14 protein-coding genes are annotated in these 14,347 nt (G+C 70.4%); 6 read left to right on the forward strand and 8 right to left on the reverse strand.

The genetic code is table 11. The features are described from left to right. Nucleotides 1-57: 57 nt before the first annotated feature. On the forward strand, nt 58-708 hold the full coding sequence (locus KHC23_RS08730; protein WP_246544480.1) for an acyltransferase family protein: 651 nt from the start codon (nt 58-60) through the stop codon (nt 706-708). 98 nt (nt 709-806) lie between these two features. Here the strand turns inward: KHC23_RS08730 and sciP are convergent, their stop codons facing one another. Next, nucleotides 807-1,082 carry a CtrA inhibitor SciP gene (gene sciP, locus KHC23_RS08735; RefSeq protein ID WP_018963919.1) on the reverse strand — a complete coding sequence of 92 codons (276 nt, stop codon included), beginning with the start codon at nt 1,080-1,082 and terminating at the stop codon, nt 807-809. Nucleotides 1,083-1,385: 303 nt separating this feature from the next. Between sciP and mnmA the strand changes: the two genes are divergently transcribed. From mnmA to KHC23_RS08755, 4 genes are read left to right on the forward strand one after another with little or no spacing between them, the layout of a single operon-like run. Next, nucleotides 1,386-2,573: a tRNA 2-thiouridine(34) synthase MnmA gene (gene mnmA / locus KHC23_RS08740; protein ID WP_213371544.1), complete on the forward strand. Its 1,188-nt coding sequence runs from the start codon at nt 1,386-1,388 to the stop codon at nt 2,571-2,573. A 55-nt stretch (nt 2,574-2,628) separates the two neighbouring features. Continuing rightward, nucleotides 2,629-3,312, forward strand: a complete 684-nt coding sequence (locus KHC23_RS08745) for a class I SAM-dependent methyltransferase (protein WP_213371546.1) — start codon at nt 2,629-2,631, stop codon at nt 3,310-3,312. Nucleotides 3,313-3,351: 39 nt separating this feature from the next. Further along, nucleotides 3,352-3,645, forward strand: coding sequence for a hypothetical protein (locus KHC23_RS08750; protein WP_213371548.1), 294 nt, complete (start codon nt 3,352-3,354; stop codon nt 3,643-3,645). Continuing rightward, nucleotides 3,642-4,100 (forward strand): hypothetical protein, encoded by a 459-nt coding sequence (locus tag KHC23_RS08755; protein WP_213371550.1) that lies wholly within the window; start codon nt 3,642-3,644, stop codon nt 4,098-4,100. The genes KHC23_RS08750 and KHC23_RS08755 overlap by 4 nt, the downstream gene beginning before the upstream one ends. Before the next feature lie 4 nt (nt 4,101-4,104). Here KHC23_RS08755 and KHC23_RS08760 read toward each other — a convergent pair whose 3' ends face one another. Beyond that, nucleotides 4,105-5,073: a glutathione S-transferase family protein gene (locus KHC23_RS08760; protein ID WP_213371552.1), complete on the reverse strand. Its 969-nt coding sequence runs from the start codon at nt 5,071-5,073 to the stop codon at nt 4,105-4,107. Nucleotides 5,074-5,183: 110 nt separating this feature from the next. Continuing rightward, nucleotides 5,184-5,714, reverse strand: a complete 531-nt coding sequence (locus KHC23_RS08765; protein ID WP_213371554.1) for a GNAT family N-acetyltransferase — start codon at nt 5,712-5,714, stop codon at nt 5,184-5,186. 243 nt (nt 5,715-5,957) lie between these two features. Here KHC23_RS08765 and KHC23_RS08770 point away from each other — a divergent pair, with 243 nt between their 5' ends. Then, a complete protein-coding gene (locus KHC23_RS08770) occupies nt 5,958-6,500 on the forward strand; it encodes a GNAT family N-acetyltransferase (RefSeq protein WP_213371556.1) in 543 nt (180 codons plus the stop codon). Here KHC23_RS08770 and KHC23_RS08775 read toward each other — a convergent pair. The 5 genes from KHC23_RS08775 to KHC23_RS08795 form a co-directional block, all read right to left on the reverse strand. Then, nucleotides 6,485-7,009, reverse strand: a complete 525-nt coding sequence (locus KHC23_RS08775; protein ID WP_213371558.1) for a dihydrofolate reductase family protein — start codon at nt 7,007-7,009, stop codon at nt 6,485-6,487. The two genes, KHC23_RS08770 and KHC23_RS08775, sit on opposite strands and share 16 nt — an antisense overlap. 63 nt (nt 7,010-7,072) lie before the next feature. After that, the gene (locus KHC23_RS08780; RefSeq protein WP_271188601.1) at nt 7,073-8,071 is read right to left on the reverse strand and encodes an alpha/beta fold hydrolase; all 999 of its coding nucleotides are present in this window, start codon (nt 8,069-8,071) and stop codon (nt 7,073-7,075) included. Between the two features lie 144 nt (nt 8,072-8,215). After that, nucleotides 8,216-10,288, reverse strand: coding sequence for a hypothetical protein (locus KHC23_RS08785; protein ID WP_213371563.1), 2,073 nt, complete (start codon nt 10,286-10,288; stop codon nt 8,216-8,218). A gap of 178 nt (nt 10,289-10,466) precedes the next feature. Then, a complete protein-coding gene (locus KHC23_RS08790; RefSeq protein ID WP_213371565.1) occupies nt 10,467-13,385 on the reverse strand; it encodes a DUF4159 domain-containing protein in 2,919 nt (972 codons plus the stop codon). Next, complete coding sequence (locus KHC23_RS08795) at nt 13,382-14,335, reverse strand: DUF58 domain-containing protein (RefSeq protein ID WP_213371567.1); 954 nt, start codon at nt 14,333-14,335, stop codon at nt 13,382-13,384. Before KHC23_RS08795 ends, KHC23_RS08790 begins: the two co-directional genes overlap by 4 nt. Nucleotides 14,336-14,347: the final 12 nt, after the last annotated feature.

The following is a 14,347-nucleotide window of genomic DNA, read 5'->3' on the forward strand; positions in this document are numbered from 1 at the left end:
GCTCGGATACAGGCGATCTTCACCTCAAACGACACGCCACTTGGGGAATGCAGGTCCATGACGTTCTTCATGAGATCGCGCTTCAGCTCCTTCTTCGCGGTATCGCTGGTCTTTTCGATTTTCATACTGGCGGGGGCGTTGTTTCCGGAACTTCCCCGTGGAATCGCCTACTTCACCAATCCGATCATCGTCGAATTCCTGTTCGGCGCCGCGCTGGCGCTGGTGGTGATGGAGTGGCGCGACCGCGGTGTGGTTCTGGGAGGTCGAGCCGCCTGCGTAGCCGTTGCCGTCGTCGTCCTCGCCGCCGGCTTCGTGATTGCGGTCGAACTGGCCGGCTTCCGCGTGCCCCTCGTCAGCCGGGCGGTCGTCTGGGGCGTGCCGGCCCTGATGATCGTCGGCGGGCTGGTCTGCCTCGAATATGCCGGCTACGCGCTCAAGGGCCGTGGCGTGCTGCTGCTGGGCGCGGCAAGCTACGCGCTCTATCTCTTCCACCCGGTCATCATGCAGGGCGTGGTCAAGCTGTTCGTCTGGTTCACGCCGGTTTCCGGAAGCGCGGGCGTCGTGCTGGTGGCGGTGGCTGCTCTGGTCGCGGCGTCGATCGGCGCCGTCATCATTCATCTGACGGTCGAGACGCGCATCCTGGAGGCGGGGCGCAGAATCGCCCGGCGGATGGACCTCTCCATCGCCCGGGCGCGCTTCGGCGTGTGAGGCGCCGGCCGCCGTACCCTGGCGACAGCGGCGTGCAACGACAGCGGCGCCCCTGAGGCCGAGACCCCCGGGGACGGCGCCTTCCGCGCGGGAGCGGATTACTGCCGGTATTGCTGGATGCGGGTGGTGCGCAGGCCGGCGAGGCCGTGGCGTTCAATCGACGCCTGCCAGGAAAGAAATTCCTCGGTGGTCAATGTATAGCGGCTGCAGGCTTCCTCAAGGCTGAGGAGCCCGCCACGGACGGCGGCGACCACTTCCGCCTTGCGGCGGATAACCCACCGCCGGGTGTTTGGCGGGGGCAGGTCGGCAATGGTCAACGGACTTCCGTCCGGCCCGATTACATATTTCACCCTCGGGCGATAGGGTTCTGTCATGTTTACGCTCACTCAATACACACGACCAATGCCAGAAGCATAGCGCTAGAGATTTAAATATTCTCCTAAGCGAATCACGTATCGGTGAGAGCCAAGTGTTTGCTGCTACGTTAATATTTGCGAAGGACTTTGTTTACTTTTCATGCCGCGACGGCAATGCCGGCGCCGACGGCGTGGGAGCATAAGGTTACCGCGCCGCCGCAGGCGCCGCCGGGCAGGGTTCATGAATCCGCCATCGTGGCCTATATAGGAGGTCACACCGCGCCGTTCCCTGTCCCGTGTCAGCCTGCGTCAGCCCCGCTCATGATCCGCCTCGACGACACCTCCCGTGCCCCCAGCCAGACCCGCGTGGTGGTGGCGATGTCGGGCGGCGTGGATTCCTCGGTGGTCGCCGCGCTCTACGCGCAGGCGGGCTACGACGTGGTGGGCGTGACGCTGCAGCTCTACGACCATGGCGAGGCGATGCATCACCGCCCCGGCGCCTGCTGCGCCGGGCAGGACATCTACGACGCCCGCACCGTGGCCGAGAAGCTCGGCATTCCCCATTACGTGCTCGACTATGAAAGCCGCTTCCGCCACGCGGTGATCGAGCGCTTCGCCGATGCCTATGCGGCGGGGGAGACGCCGATCCCCTGCGTCGACTGCAACCGCACGGTAAAGTTCCGCGATTTGCTGGAGACCGCGCGCGACCTCGGCGCCGATATCCTCGCCACCGGGCACTATGTCGCCAGCCGGCCGCTGGAGGGCGGGCGGCGCGGGCTGTTCCGCCCGCTCGACGAGAGCCGCGACCAGAGCTACTTCCTCTACGCCACCACCCAGGCGCAGATCGATATGCTGCGCTTCCCGCTCGGCGAGACCATCAAGCCGGAAGTGCGGGCGCTGGCCGAGGGCTTCGGGCTGAAGGTGGCGGACAAGCCGGACAGCCAGGACATCTGCTTCGTGCCCGACGGCCATTACACCGCCATCGTCGAGAAGCTGCGCCCGGAGGCGGCCGAGCCGGGCGAGATCGTGCATCTCGACGGGCGGGTGCTGGGCCGGCATGCCGGGGTGATGCGCTTCACCATCGGCCAGCGCAAGGGGCTGGGCATCGCCGCCGCCGAGCCGCTCTATGTGGTGGCCATTAACGCCGCGCAGCGGCGGGTGGTGGTGGGCCCGCGCACCGCGCTCGGCGTGTCGGCGATCCGCATCGACGAAGTGAACTGGCTCGGTGAGGAGACGCTGGAGGCCGCCGCCGCCCGCGCCCGTGAACTTCATGTGAAGGTGCGCTCGGCGCGCGCGCCGGTGCCCGGCCATCTCGCCCCGGCGGAAGGCGGCGGGGTGGAGGTGCGGCTGCACGGCATCGAGGAAGGCGTGGCGCCGGGGCAGGCCTGCGTGTTCTACGAGGATGGCGAGGCCGGCACGCGGATGCTCGGTGGCGGGGTGATCCGCCGCCCGGCGGCGCCGTTCACCGCAGTGACACGTGACGTGGAGATGATGGCACGTTCGGCGTGAGTCGAGCGTTGAGGGTGACACGGGCATGCGCCCGGGGCTGTTCAAGGGGAAACGCATGACGACCGATCTCGATCGCGCCACCGTCGAGGAGGCCTATGCCCGCTGGGCGCCGATCTATGACGTGGTGTTCGGCGCCGTGTTCGAGCCCGGCCGCAAGGCGGCGCTGCAGGCGGCGGAGCGGATCGGCGGGCGCATCCTCGATTTCGGCGTCGGCACCGGCTTCGCGCTGCCGGCCTACAAGCGCAGCAACCGCATCGTCGGCGTCGACATCTCCGAACCCATGCTGCGCAAGGCGCGCGAGAAGGTGGAGAAGGAGGGGCTCTCCCATGTCGAGGGCCTGTGCCTGATGGACGGCGCGCATATGGGCTTCGCCGACAATTGCTTCGACGTCGTCATGGCGCAGTTCGTCATCACCGTGGTGCCGCACCCGGAGGAGACGCTGGACGAGATGGCCCGGGTGCTGAAGCCCGGCGGCGAGATCATCCTGGTCAACCATCTCGGCGCCGAGGACGGGCCGCGCGCGGTGTTCGAGCGCTGGTTCGCCCGCCGCGCCCGCAAGCTGGGCTGGCGCCCGGAATTCCAGTTCGCCCGCCTGCACAACTGGGCGGTGCGCAACGGCACGGTGGACCTGCCGGTGAAGCGCGACGTGGCGCTCGGCATGTACACCATGGTGCGCTTCCGCAAGCGCACGCAGGCGGAGATGGCGGTGGCGGAGGAGAGCGTGGCGCTGGCGGGGTGAGGTTTCTCTCGCAAGGGCCGATGTGATATCTTTCCGTCCATGAAAGAGACCGTCGAAGCCGCCGTTCAGAAGGCTATAAGAGACCTCATCAAACAGGAGATGGGGCGTTTCGACGTTGAAGATGTCGCGGTCGATGTCGCGCCCGACCATGACGGCGATCCCAGTCTCAGAATAACGGTTACCTATGGCGACCGTGGGGAGCCGGTAGACACACGTGTAATGTCGGGTCTCGTTTCGAAACTGCGCGACGAACTCTGGAGGTTGGGCGAGGAGCGCTTCCCTTACATCCAGCATCATTTTCGCAGCGAACCGAAAGTCGTCGGCTTTCGATGAGCGAGGATTTGCTTGCGACAGCGCGGCGTCTCGCCAAGGCTAGTCCGAAGAAACCACGGCAAGCTGATCTGAAAAGAGCGATATCGACAGCTTATTATGCCGTATTCCATGCCGTCGCGCGCAACAACGCGGATCTTCTGATCGGTACGAGCGCCGATCGCCCCGACAAGGCTTGGACGCAAACCTATCGTGCTCTTGAGCATGGCAGCGCCAAGAGCGCTTGCGGCCAGCTAAGAAATCTGGGCTTTCCTCCCGCATTGTGCCTTGTTGGCGACGTGTTCGTCACGTTGCAGGAAGCGCGTCACAAGGCCGACTACGATCCGAGACATCGCGTCACCCGGGCGGATGCCCTGACTGCCGCCAACGAAGCCGCGGCCGCTCTAAGCGCTCTGAAAGCAGCAGACCGAAAGGATCGGAAGGCGCTTGCGATCCTGCTGCTCCTGAAGAAACGCTGATCGCTCACCCCCACCACACCTGCGGTCCCACCGGCACGATGCCGGTCGGGTTGATGGTCTTGTGGCTCTCGTAATAGTGCCGCTTGATGTGGGTGAGGTTCACCGTCTCGGCCACCCCGGGCAGGGCGTGGAGCGCCTTGGTCAGCAGCGACAGGTTGGGGTAGTCGGCGATGCGGCGGATGTTGCACTTGAAGTGGCCGACATAGACCGGGTCGAAGCGGATCAGCGTGGTGAACAGGCGGATGTCGGCCTCGGTCAGCGTGCCGCCCACCAGCCATTGGCGGCCGGCGAGCCGCTGTTCCAGCGCGTCCAGCTCGGCGAACAGCGCGGCCACCGCCTCCTCATAGGCGTCCTGCGTGGTGGCGAAGCCGGCCTTGTAGACGCCGTTGTTCACTGAATCGTAGACCCGCGCATTCACCGCGTCGATCTCCGCGCGCAGGGCGGGGGGATAATAGTCGTGGTGCTCGCCGGTGAAGGCGTCGAAGGCGGAATTGAGCATGCGGATGATCTCCGCCGACTCGTTGCTGACGATGGTGGAACGCCTGCGGTCCCACAGCACCGGCACAGTGACGCGGCCGGAATAGGCGGGGTCGGCGGCAAGATAGACCTCGTAGAGCCGCTTCATGCCGAGCACGGAATCGGCGGTGGCGCCGGCGCTGCGGCGGGCGGCGTGGTCGGCGAACACCCAGCCTTCCTCGCCCATGAACGGGTCGACCACCGAGACCGAGATCACGTCCTCCAGCTTCTTCAGCGCGCGCATGATCAGCGTGCGGTGCGCCCAGGGGCAGGCGAGCGAGACATAGAGATGGTAGCGCCCGGCCTCGGCGGGGAAGCCGCCCTCGCCGGAAGGGCCGGGCGCGCCGTCGGCGGTGATCCAGTTGCGGAACCGGGTCTGGGTGCGCACGAAGCGCCCGCCGGTGCTCTTGGTATCGTACCATTTGTCGACCCATTGGCCGTCGACCAGCAGTCCCATCGGTGCCTCCTGTTATACCGTTGAGAGTAGGGCGGTGCGGCGCATAAGCCAGCCTTCATCGCTTGCGCGACCGGCAGGGCGGTGTTGCGCCGATGCCCCCGGCGGCCGCGTCAGCCGCCTTCGGTGCCGAGGCGCTTGAAGTAGAGCAGCGTCGCGGTGAGCCCACCCCGCGGCTTCAGCGCGTAGTCGGGGAGGGCGCCGGCGCGGATGAAGCCGTGCTTCTCATACAGCCCGGCGGCGCCGTCCTCCTCCGCCGTGTCGAGCACCAGCAGGGTGCGCCCCCGCATCCGCGCCAGCCGCTCCGCCTCTTCGAGCAGCGCGCGGGCGAGGCTGCGGCCGCGAAAAGCGGGGTGCGTCATCATCTTGGCGATCTCGGCGCGGTGCGGCTGGTTCTCCGGCAGGGCGAGCTGGAGCGTCACCGTGCTGGCGAGTTCGCCGCCGACGAAGGCGCCGAGCACGAGGCGCTCGCCCCGCGTCGCCGCCTCCAGCGTGGCACGGGCGAAATCGCGCGCCCTGCCCGCCGCCAGCGGGTGCATGAAGCCGACCGAGCCGCCGGCCGCCACCGTCTCCACCAGCAGCGCGGCGAGGGCGTCGATCGTGGCCGGGTCGGGGGCGAGGGGACGGATGTCGGCAGCGCTCATGGCGGCGTCGAGGCTAATCCATGCGGCGGTGCGCCGGCAACGCTCGACCTTGCGCGCCGGCTGTGCTATCGGGCGCCTCCGATCGAGGAAAGCCGATGTTGCGGATGCCGACCCAGCGACGACGAGACGAGCGAGCCCGCCGCGCGATTGCGCGCGCCTGCCGCACCGTCCTTGTCCGCCGGCGTCCGTGAAACACGGCCGCTCGGCGCGGCAAGCTGCCGACCCTGAGCGCCGAGTATCCCGATGACCGAGCTTTCCATTTCCCTGCTGCCTGAAAACCCCGCCGACGACGCCGCCATCGAGCGGCTGGTGGCGCGCACCTTCGGCCCGGGCCGCTATGCCCGCACCGCCTACCGGCTGCGCGAGAACAACCCGCACCGGCGCGACCTGTCCTTCACCGCCTATATCGGCACCATGCTGGTCGGATCGGTGCGGCTGACGCCCATCGTCATCGGCGAGCTGCCGGCGCTGTTGCTCGGCCCGCTCACCGTCGAGCCGCCGTTCCGCTCGCACGGCATCGGCCGGCGGCTGGTGGAGCGCAGCCTCGTGGCGGCCAAGGCGGCGCTGGAAGGCGAGGGCGCGGCGCGGCTGGTGCTGCTGGTCGGCGACGAGCCCTATTACGGCAGCATGGGCTTCCAGCGCGTGCCGCACGGCCAGGTGAGCCTGCCGGGGCCGGTGGACCCGGCCCGGGTGCTGGTCTGCCCGCTCGACGCCACGCCGATGGACGTGGTGCGCGGCGCGGTGCGCAAGGATTTCGCCCGCGCGCCGATTCAGGAAAGTGCGTAGCGCAGCCGCACCATGCCGTTGGCGTAGCTTTCCGTCTCGACGAGCGTCAGCCGGCGGGCCGGCGTCGCCTCCGCCGGGAACAGCGGCACGCCGCCGCCGAGCAGCACCGGGATGACGAACAGGTCGAGCCGGTCGAGGGCCCCGGCGGCGATGAAGGCGGCCTGCAGCCCGCCGCCGCCGACCACCCAGACATCCTCGCCCGCGCTCTCCCCGAGATGGGCGATCAGCGCCGGCACCCCGTCATGCCAGGGCTCGACGCCGGCCGGGGCGCCGGCGAGCGGACGGGAGGTGACGACGAGGACGCGCGTGCCGGCGTAGAGCCAGTCGCCCGGCATCGCGGCGACCGTCTCGAAGGTCGTGCGCCCCATCACCACGGTGCCGATGGTGGCGATGAACGCCCCATAGCCGGAATCCACGTCGTCGAACGGGGTGAGCCAGTCCAGGCCGCCGTTGCGGTCGGCGATGTAGCCGTCGAGGCTGGCGGCGATGAAGCCGCAGACAATGCCCATGCTCGCGCTCCGATTCGAAAGGGAGCGGGAGCATGGCCGGCGGCGGGCGCCCCGGCCAGACCCTCACAGCGCGCCGAGCAGCGCCTTGTGGAATTCGTCGGGCGCCTCGACCTGCGGCGAGTGGCCGAGCCCCTTGAACTCGATCAGCCGGGCGCCGGGAATGGCCTTGGCAGTCTGCTTGCCCAGCTCGGCATAATTGCCGAGCGACTGCGCGACTTCCTTCGAGGCGCGGTTGGCGCCGGGGGCGGTCTTGTCGTCGGTGCCGATGAACAGCAGCGTCGGCACGCGGATGTTGCCGAATTCGTACACCACCGGCTGGGTGAAGATCATGTCCGAGGTCTGCGCCTGGTTCCAGGCAACGATCTGCTTGCCCGGGCCGGCGGCGAGGCCGGCGGACATGGCGACCCAGCGGTCATATTCCGGCTTCCACTGGCCGTTGTAGTAGAACTTCAGCTGGTAGGCCTTGATGCGCTCGAAGCTGGTCTTCAGCTCGCCCTGGTAGAGCTGGTCGATGGTGGCGTAGGGCACGCCCTTGGCCTTCCAGTCCTCCAGCCCGATCGGGTTGACCAGCACCAGCTTCTCGCTCGCCTCGGGGAAGGAGAGGGCGTAGCGCGCCGCCAGCATGCCGCCCATCGAGTGGCCCATGATCGTCGCCTTGTCGATGCCCAGCGAGGCGAGCAGGCGATGGGTGTTGTCGGCGAGCTGGTTGAGGCTGAACTGGTAGCCCTCCGGCTTGGTCGAGGCGCAGAAACCGATCTGGTCCGGCGCGACGACCCGGTAGCCGGCTTCGGTCAGCACCTTGATGGTCGCTTCCCAGGTGGCGCCGCAGAAATTCTTGCCGTGCAGCAGCACGACGGTGCGGCCATTGGCGTCGCCGGTCGGGGCGACGTCCATATAGGCCATGCTCAGCGTCTTGCCCTGCGAGGTGAAGTCGAAGCGCTTCTGCTCGAAGGGATAGGCGAAGCCCTCCAGTTGCGGGCCATAGGTCGGGTGGGTGTCGGCAAGGGCGAGCGTGCTCAGGCCGACGAGGGCGGCGGACAGGCACAGGCGGACGAGGTTCACGCGGTGGGATCTCCTGGTCAGGCTCCCGAGGCTTTGCAGCGGCAAAGTCTGGGTGGCCGGGTCAAGCCCGGCCATGAGGGAGGATGGGACGCCTGACAATAGAGCGCGCGCTGCCCCGGCCCAGTCACAAGGGCGGGAGACCGCTCACCGCCCCTCGCGCGCCCAGGCGGCGGCGACGCCGGCGAGCAGGATGAGCAGGCCGGACAGGCCGGCGAACAGCGGGAACAGGCCGAGCCCGCGCACCACCGAGACGTCGCGCATGGCGAGGCCCATCCAGTCCTCGCCGGCGAAGCGCTCGCCCGAGCGCACCGCGATCACGCGCGGCACAAAGCCGGCGAGGTCGGCCATGCGCCAGACCCCGCCCCCCGTCGCCTCGACGGTCGGGCGCAGCGTTTCGGTCGTGGAGGTCACCTCGGCGAATTCGCGCGGGTTGAGCGGGCCGATATTGACCAGCGCGGTGTGGGTGCCGTCGGTGGCACGCCACAGGCCCAGCCGGTCGGCCGGGAAGGTGGCGCGGAACAGGCCCGGCGCCGCCGATTCCAGCGTCACGCTCCGGGTCACGCCGGTGGGGGTGGTGACCGTCACCGGCGGGGCGGTGTCGCCCATGGTCTGGCGCTCGACCACGATGTCGCCGCCATGGGCGACCATCTTGAGCCGTTCCTCCTCGAGGTCCGGCTCCTTCATCAGCCAATGCGAGAGCCGGCGCAGCAGGTCGATATGCGGGCCGCCGCCCTCATAGCCGCGCGCCCACAGCCAGAAATGATCGGACAGCAGCAGCGCCACGCGGCCCTCGCCGACGCGGTCGAGCAGCACCACGGGCTTGCCGTTCGGCCCGTCCATCACGCTGGTGCCGCGGGCGCCGTCGGTGTCGACCAGGCGGAAGAAGCGCGACCAGGCCGGCGGCTCGCTCTGCGAGCCCGGCAGGGCGCGGGTGACGGGGTGGCGCTGGCCGGCCTGCGTCAGGTGGGCGCGGTAGGGCGTCTCCGTCATCTGGCCGGTGGGGCCGGCCGGCAGGATGGAATCGAGCGGGGTGTAGTAGACCGAGCCGTCGGAGACGTAGTCGGTGCCAGCGGCGACCAGCAGCGCGCCGCCTTCCTCCACATAGCGCACGATATTGTCGAAATAGATCATCGGCAGCACGCCCTGCTGGGCGTAGCGGTCGAAGATGATCAGGTCGAAATCCTTGATCTTCTGCTGGAACAGCTCGCGCGTCGGGAAGGCGATCAGCGACAATTCGTTGATCGGGGTGCCGTCCTGCTTCTCCGGCGGGCGCAGGATGGTGAAGTGGACGAGGTCGACATTGGCGTCGGATTTCAACAGGTTGCGCCAGGTGCGCTCGCCCACATGCGGCTCGCCCGAGACCAGCAGCACGCGCAGCTTGTCGCGCACCCCGTCGATGGAGACGGCGGCGCGGTTGTTCACCGGGGTGAGTTCGCCCTCCAGCGCGGCGGCCTCGATCTCGACGATGTTGGCCCCGGCATGGGTGATCTCGACATCGACCTGCGCCGGCTGGCCGGCGGTGACGACGGGGCGCGCCACCACCTCGCCGTCGCGGCGCACGGTGACGGCGACGCGCGCCCCGGCCGGGGCGCCCTCGTCCTCGACCCGGTAGCCGATGGTCTGGTTCTGCCCGACAATGCCGAAGCGCGGGGTGGAGGTGAGCGCCACGCGGCGGTCGCGCTCGCCCTCCTTGCCGGAGATGATGGCGTGCACCGGCGCGCGGAAGCCGAGCGCGGCGATGGTGGCGGGGATGTCGTGCACCCGTCCGTCGGTGAGGAAGATGGCGCCGGCCACGCGCTCGGGCGGCACGTCGGCGAGGCCGGCGGAAAGCGCGGTGAACAGCCGGGTGCCGTCCACCTCGCCGGCGCCGCCGCCGGCGTCGATGAAGCGGATCTCGGCGCCCTGCTCCCTCAGCCGGGCGAGGCGGGTGTCGAGTTCGGCGCGCGCGGCCTGCGTCATCTGCGTGCGGTCGCCAAAATCCTGGCTGGCGCTCTGGTCGACGACGACGGCGACCACGGTGGAGAGCGGCTCGCGCTCCTCGCGGGTCAGCGAGGGGTTGGCGATGGCCAGCACGGCGAGCGCGATGGCGAGCGCGCGCAGCAGCGAGCCGCGGGTGCGCGAGACCACCACCAGCAGCGCCACCGCGCCGGCCAGCACGGCGGCGGCGATCAGCCAGGGCAGGGGGATCAGCGGGTCGAAGGCGAGGCCGAGATTCATGCGAGGTGTCCGTCGAGGTGTCCGTCGGCGCGCGCGTTACCCCCTCGCCCCTCGGGGAAGAGGGGTGGGGTGAGGGGTCTACGCCAGCCGGCAGCGTCGTCGCCCCTCACCGACCCGCTGCGCGGGCCACCTCTCCCCGACGGGGAGAGGGAGGTGTGATGGGCGACCCAAGCGAAACTCACTGCCCCAGCCTTTCCAGCAGCGCCGGCACATGCACCTGGTCGGCCTTGTAGTTGCCGGTGAGCACATACATCACCAGGTTGGCGCCGGCGCGGAAGGCGAGTTCGCGCTGGCGCGGGCCGCCATCGGAAACCGGCAGCAGCGGCTGGCCGAACTCGTCGACCGCCCAGGCGCCGGCGAGGTCGTTGGAGGTGATGACCACCGGCGAGACGCCGTCGCCGGCGCGGGCCGGGCGCTCCTCGGCCGCGTCGGCCGCCGGCAGCGCCTCCACCCAGGTGGTGCCCCCGGTGAAGCGGCCGGGAAAATCGCGCAGCAGGTAGAACGCCTTGGTCAGCACATGGTCGCGCGGCACCGGCTCCAGCTCCGGAATGTCGAGGCCGGACAGGATGGCGCGCAGCGTGTCGTTGGCGGGCGAGCCGATGCCGTTCGAGCCGGGCAGGGTGGTCTCGGCGTCGCGCGTGTCGAAGACCACGGTGCCGCCCTGCTTCATGAAGGCGTCGATGCGGGCCAGCGTCTCCGGGCTCGGGGGCGCGGTGCCGGGGACGATCGGCCAGTAGAGCAGCGGGAAGAAGGAGAGTTCGTCGCGCGCGACGTCGACGCCCATCGGCTCGCCCGCCTCCAGCGCCGTGCGCTCGCCGAGAAAATCGGTCAGCCCCTTCAGCCCGGCGCGGCTCACCGCGTCGGTGTCGGCATCGCCGGTGATGACATAGGCGAGGCGGGTCGAACTTGTGGCCCGCACCGCGAAGTCGATCTCGCCCGGCGTCATCGGCTTTTCGGGCGCGGGCGTCGCCGCAACGGGAGGCGCCGGCGTGGTCGGCATCTGGGCGGTCTGCGCCTGCGCCGGCGCTCCCGGCAGGCCGGCGGCGAGGCCGAACGCCAGCAGCATCACGGCGGCCCCGCCGGCGGCGCCCTTCGCGGCGCGGCGGGCGGTGAGGCGGGAAAAGCCGCCGGCGAGCAGGAACACGATCATCGCATCGACCAGAATCAGCGCCAGCAGGGCCACGAGCAGCGGCGCGCGCAGATCGCGCGGGGTGATGTCGCGGTAGGGCTCCAGCCGGCCGAGGCCGGAGAGGTCAAGTGCCACCAGCCGGTCGCGCGGCAGCAGGGCGTTGACCGCCACCATCCCGTCCGGCGGGCCGTAGAAGCCCGGCGGATGATCGGCGCTGGCGCGGCCGCGATAGCCGACCGGGATCGCCTTGGCGGTGGGCATGCTCGGGCGGAAGGCGCCGAAGCCGTCGAGCAGCCGGGTGGGGGCGAGGGTCTCGCCATTCAGCACCGGGGCGCCGGCGGTGGCGGCAGCGGATTCCCCGGCCGCCTCGCTGGCGGCGGAGCCGCCGAGCGCCACCACGCGGCGCAGCATCTCGACGAAGGCGCCCGACAGCGGCAGGTTCGACCACGAGGTGTCGGCGGTGACGTGGAACAGCACCAGCGTGCCGGCGCCGCGCCGCTCGCCGGTGACGAGCGGGGTGCCGTCCGACAGCGTCGCCCAGGTGCGGGCGGCGAGCAGGCCGTCCGGCTCCGCCAGCACCTGGCGTTGCACGGTGATGTCGTTCGGCACCGGCACGTCGCGGAACGGGCCCTCGGCCGAGAAGCCGCCGAGCGATTGCGGCTGCTCCCAGGAGAGCGAGCCGCCGAGCACGCGCCCGCCGCGCCGCAGCGTCACCGGCACGAGGTCGTCCGAGCCATTGGCGAGGCGCGGGCCGGCGAAACGCACCAGCACGCCGCCACCCTCGACCCAGCGGGTGAGGCGGGCCTGCGTCTCCGGCTGCAGCGTGCCGACATCGGACAGGATGATGACCGGCAGCCTGGCGTCGATGAAGCGGTCCACCGCTTCGGAGGTGGAGGCGCCCTCGGCGGCGCGGATGTCGGCGAAGGGGGCGAGCGCCCGCGTCAGGTAATAGGAGGGGGCGAGCAGCGGCTGGCGCTGGTCGGCGCCGACGCCGGAGACCACGCCGACGGCGCGGCGGCGCCAGCGCTTGTCGAGCAGTTGCACCGCGCCGGCGGAAGGTTCGTCGCCAATGTCGAGCCGGGCCACCTCGTTGCGGATCTCCACCGGCAGGTCGAAGCGCGCCTCGGTCTCGGTGGCGCCGGGCTCGAAGCCGAAACGCGCCTCGCCGAGGGCGAGTCCGCGCATGTCGAAGGCGCGCACCGTGCCCGTGCGGGGCATGGTGGCGCGGTCGGCCCGCACCACCTTCACGGTGAGCGCGTCGACCGCGTTGTCGGCGCCCGCCAGCGCCAGCGGCTCGGCCACCCCATCCGCCAGCGTGGTGAGCGGGTGCTGGCCGACGACGGCGCGCAGGTCGGCCGGGGCGGTGCCGGCGCTGTCGAGGGCGACGCCGTCGGAAAGATAGATCACGCTGGCCTGCGGGGCGGCGGCGAGCGCCCTGGCGAGGCTGGCGAGGGCCTGCGCGCGGTCCGGCACGAACGGCACCGGGCTGAGCGTGCGTAGCCGCTCGCGGGCCTCGTTCGGCGCCATCACGCGCGGCTCCAGCGGCGGCTCGCCGGTGGGAATGAGCACCACGCCGCGCCCGTCGAGGTCGGCATCGGCCACCACGCCCTCGGCGCTGGCCTGCCGGGCGGCCCAGCCGGCGGCGGCCGGCCAGCCGGAATCGATCAGCAGCACCACCGGGCCGGAAGAGGCCGGGCCGGCCACGGGCGGATTCCAGATCGGCCCGGCGGCGGCGATGATGATGAGGGCTGCGAGCAGCAGCCGCAGCACGGTGAGCCACCACGGCGTGCGGGCCGGGGTCTCCTCCTTCGGCGGAATGTCGAGCAGCAGGCGCATCGGCGCGAAGGCGATCCGGCGCGGGCGCGGCGGCACGAGGCGCAGCAGGAACCACAGCAGCGGCAGCGCGGCGAGCGCGGTCAGCAGCAGCGGCGTGGCGAAGGCGAGGGGCAGCCCGAACAGACCGGTCATGCGGCATGCCCCGTCGGGTCGGCGGCGAGGGCATCCGCTCCGGTGCCTTCGCGCGGCGGCACGGCGCCGTGGCCGCCGCTCATGCGGGCATGCAGCGCCAGCAGCAATTCGCTCGCCGGGCGGTCGGTGCGGTGGACCAGGAAGCTCCAGGTGCGGCGCTCGGCCTCGCGGCGGATGGCGTCGCGATGGGCGGCGACGCGGCCGACATAGTCGGCGCGCACCGTCTCGGCCCGGCCGATGGTCAGCGTGGCGCCGCTCTCCGGCTCGCGGAACTCGACCCGGCCGGAATAGGGGAAGGTCTCCTCGGCGGGATCGCAGACCTGCACCACATGGCCATGCGCGCCGGAGGCGGAAACGCCGGCGAGGCTCGCCACCACCTCCCGCGTCGGGCTCCACAGGTCGCCGAGCAGCACCACCTCGGCCAGCGGCGAGGGGGAGAAGGGCGGCGGCAGGCTCTGCGGCAGGCTGGGGGCGTGAACCAGCGATTCCGCCATCTTCTCGACGATGCGGCGCGAGGCCGAGGGGGGCATGACGCCGGGAATGCCGACCCGCTCGCCGCCGCGCACCAGCAATTCGGCAAGGGCGAAGGCCAGAACCAAGGCGCGGTCGCGCTTGGTCTCCCACACCAAAGGCGAGGCGAACACCATGGAGGCCGAGAGGTCCGGCCAGATCCACACGGTGTGGGCGGCCTCCCATTCGCGCTCGCGCACATACAGATGGTCGTCGCGGGCGGAGCGGCGCCAGTCGACCCGGTTCGAGGGCTCGCCATCGTTGAAGCGGCGGTACTGCCAGAAATTCTCGCCGGTGCCGGCGCGGCGGCGCCCGTGCAGGCCGTGATAGACGCTGGCCGCGATGCGCCGCGCCTCCAGCACCAGCCGGGGCATCGCGGCAACGAGGCCCGCAGCGTCCTGCGCGGCGCTTCTCACGGCTGTGTCGGCGTCGAACTCCACCCGATCAGGTCC

It is taken from the genome of Ancylobacter dichloromethanicus, from assembly GCF_018390645.1.
GTDB lineage: Bacteria > Pseudomonadota > Alphaproteobacteria > Rhizobiales > Xanthobacteraceae > Ancylobacter > Ancylobacter dichloromethanicus.